This is a genomic window from Micromonospora humida, assembly GCF_016901255.1.
Taxonomy (GTDB): domain Bacteria; phylum Actinomycetota; class Actinomycetes; order Mycobacteriales; family Micromonosporaceae; genus Micromonospora; species Micromonospora wenchangensis.
The window spans coordinates 1-2696 of the sequence record NZ_JAFEUC010000034.1 but is presented as its reverse complement, the minus strand read 5'-3'; the positions used below and the strand labels follow the sequence as shown (position 1 = coordinate 2696).

Annotated in this window: 1 protein-coding gene; it reads right to left on the bottom strand. The window is 72.9% G+C overall.

Going from position 1 to position 2696, the window contains the following annotated elements:
- Nucleotides 1–2616: type I polyketide synthase (locus JQX11_RS31890; protein WP_204928628.1), on the bottom strand; the 2616-nt coding region annotated here is incomplete at its 3' end.
- Nucleotides 2617–2696 lie beyond the last annotated feature (80 nt).

Sequence of the window (2696 nt, the reverse complement as noted above, 5' to 3'; positions counted from 1 at the left end):
CGCCGTCAACCCATTCGACGCACCATCCTGATTAACCGCACTCCCCCGCACCACCGCCAACACCCGATGACCCCGACGACGCGCATCCGACAACCGCTCCACCACCACCACACCCACACCCTCCGACCAGGCGGTGCCGGCGGCCGAGTCGGAGTAGGAGTGGCAGCGGCCGTCGGGGGACAGGCCGCCCTGCCGGGAGAACTCGATGAAGGTCGTCGGTGTGGCCATGACGGTGACGCCGCCGGCGAGGGCCAGCGAGCACTCCCCGGCCTGCAGCGCCTGCCCGGCCAGGTGCAGGGCGACCAGCGACGACGAACACGCGGTGTCCACGGTGATGGCGGGCCCCTGCAGGCCCAGCGCGTAGGAGACCCGTCCGGACACCACGCTGGAGGCGCGTCCGGCGAGGGTGTAGCCCTCGACGCCGGCGGTGCTCTGTTGCAGCATTCCGTAGTCCTGGCCGTTGGTGCCGGCGAAGACCCCGGTGTCGCTGTCGCGCAGGGTGGCCGGGTCGATGCCGGCGTGTTCCAGGGCCTCCCAGGAGACCTCCAGCAGGAGCCGCTGCTGCGGGTCCATCGCGAGGGCCTCGCGGGGCGAGATGCCGAAGAACTCGGCGTCGAAGTCACCGGCGTCGGGGAGGAAACCGCCGCCCCGGGCATGGGTGTGGCCGGGGGCGCCCTGTCGGGGGTCGTAGAGGTCCACCGGCCAGCCGCGGTCGGTCGGGAAGCCGGTGATCGCGTCGCGTTCCTCGATCACGAACCGCCACAGGTCGTCGGCCGACCGGATGCCACCGGGGTAGCGGCAGGCCATCCCCACGATCACCACCGGGTCGTCGGCGACGGCCACGACGGTCGGGGTGGGCTCCGTACGGTGGCCGCCGGTCAGCATTTCCCGGAGGTGTTCGACGAGGCGTACGGGGGTCGGGTGGTCGAAGGCGACGGTGCTCGGCAACCGCAGGCCGGTCGCCTGGTTGAGCCGGTTGCGCAGCTGCACCGACATCAGGGAGTCGAAGCCGAGGTCGCGGAACGCGTGGTCCGCCGGGACGCGGGACGCGTCGCCGTGGCCGAGGACGAACGCCGCTTCCGCGCCGACCAGGTCCCGCAGGTAGCCGGTCTGTTCGGGGACGGACATGCCGTCGAGCCGGGCGGTGGGCGCGGGGGGTTCCGCCGGCTGCTGCGGGGCCCGCCGGTGCTCGTCGATGTCGGCGATGACCAGGAAGGTCTCGTCCCGGTCGAGGGTTTCCTGGAGGGCGTCGAGGGCGGTTTCGGCCCGCATCGCGACGAGGCCCTGGCCGGCCAGCCTGCGGTTGCGTCGGTCGGCGTCCGGGGTGTCCCAGGCACCCCAGGCGATGGAGGTGGCCGTACGGCCCTGTCGGCGTCTGCGGTAGGCGAGGCTGTCGAGGAACGTGTTCGCCGCGGCGTAGGCGCCCTGCCCGGCGTTGCCGAGGACACCGGCGACGGAGGAGAACAGGACGAACGCCGAGAGGTCGAGGTCCCGGGTCAGCTCGTGCAGGTTGGTCGCCGCGTCGACCTTCGGCCGCAGGACGGCGTCGAGGCTGGCCGGGGTGATGTCGGCCAGCACGGCGTCGTCGAGCACCATGGCGCAGTGGAACACCGCGGTGAGCGGGAACTGCTCCGGTACCTCGGTGAGCACCCGGGTCAGGGCCTCGCGGTCGGCGGCGTCGCAGGACACGATGGTGACGCGGGTGCCCAGTCCGGTCAGCTCCGTGGTGAGTTCGGCGGCGTTCTCGGCGTCGGGACCGCGCCGGCTCAGGAGCAGCAGGTGTTCGACGCCGTTGCGGGCCAGCCACCGCGCGACGTGTCGGCCGACGGCTCCGGTTCCCCCGGTCACGAGCGCCGTTCCGGAGGGTTTCCACCGTCGGCGGGCCGGGGTGGTGGTGTGCCGGGCCGCCGGGCTGATCCGCCGGGCGTACGTTCCGCCGGCCCGGACGGCGAACCGGTCGGCGCGGCCGCGGCGGGTCAGGATCCGGCACAGGCGGGCGGTGACCTGTTCGTCGCCGGGTGATCCGGGTAGGTCGACGAGGCCGCCCCAGCGGTCCGGCAGTTCGAGGGCGGCCACGGCACCCAGGCCCCAGACCAGGGCGTCGGTGGTGCCCGTCACGGGGTCGGTGGGTTCTGCCGGTACCGCCCCGTCGGTCAGCAGCCACAACGGCGCTGCGCTCCCGGTGTCCTCGATCGCTTGGACGAGGGCCACCGTGGCGGCCAGCCCGGCGGGTACGCCGGGGTGGTCGGGCAGCGGTTCGTCGGCGGCGGCAAGGAAGGACAGCACGCCGCGCAGATCGCTTCCGGCGGAGGTGATCAGGTCGACCAGCTCGGTCCGGCCGGTGGTGCCGGCCGGCACGTCGGCGTGGATGACGTCGATGCCGTGGGTGGTGAGCGCCTCGGCCCAGGCGGTCCCCCACGGGTCGCCGGCCGTCAGCACCAGCCATGTTCCGGGCAGTGCGGTGCCGTCGCCGGTTCCTGCGGACGGCGGTGCGGTGTCGACGTCCGTGGGTTGCCAGACGACGTGGTGACGCCAGGCGGCGGAGGTCGGCCGCGCACGCTCCGTCGTGGTCAGCCAGAAGTGTTCGTGTTGGAAGGGATACGTCGGCAACACCACCCGAGCACCACCCACCAACGCCGCACCCCAATCAACCCCCACACCCCCCACGAACACCTCACCCAACGACAACAAAAACC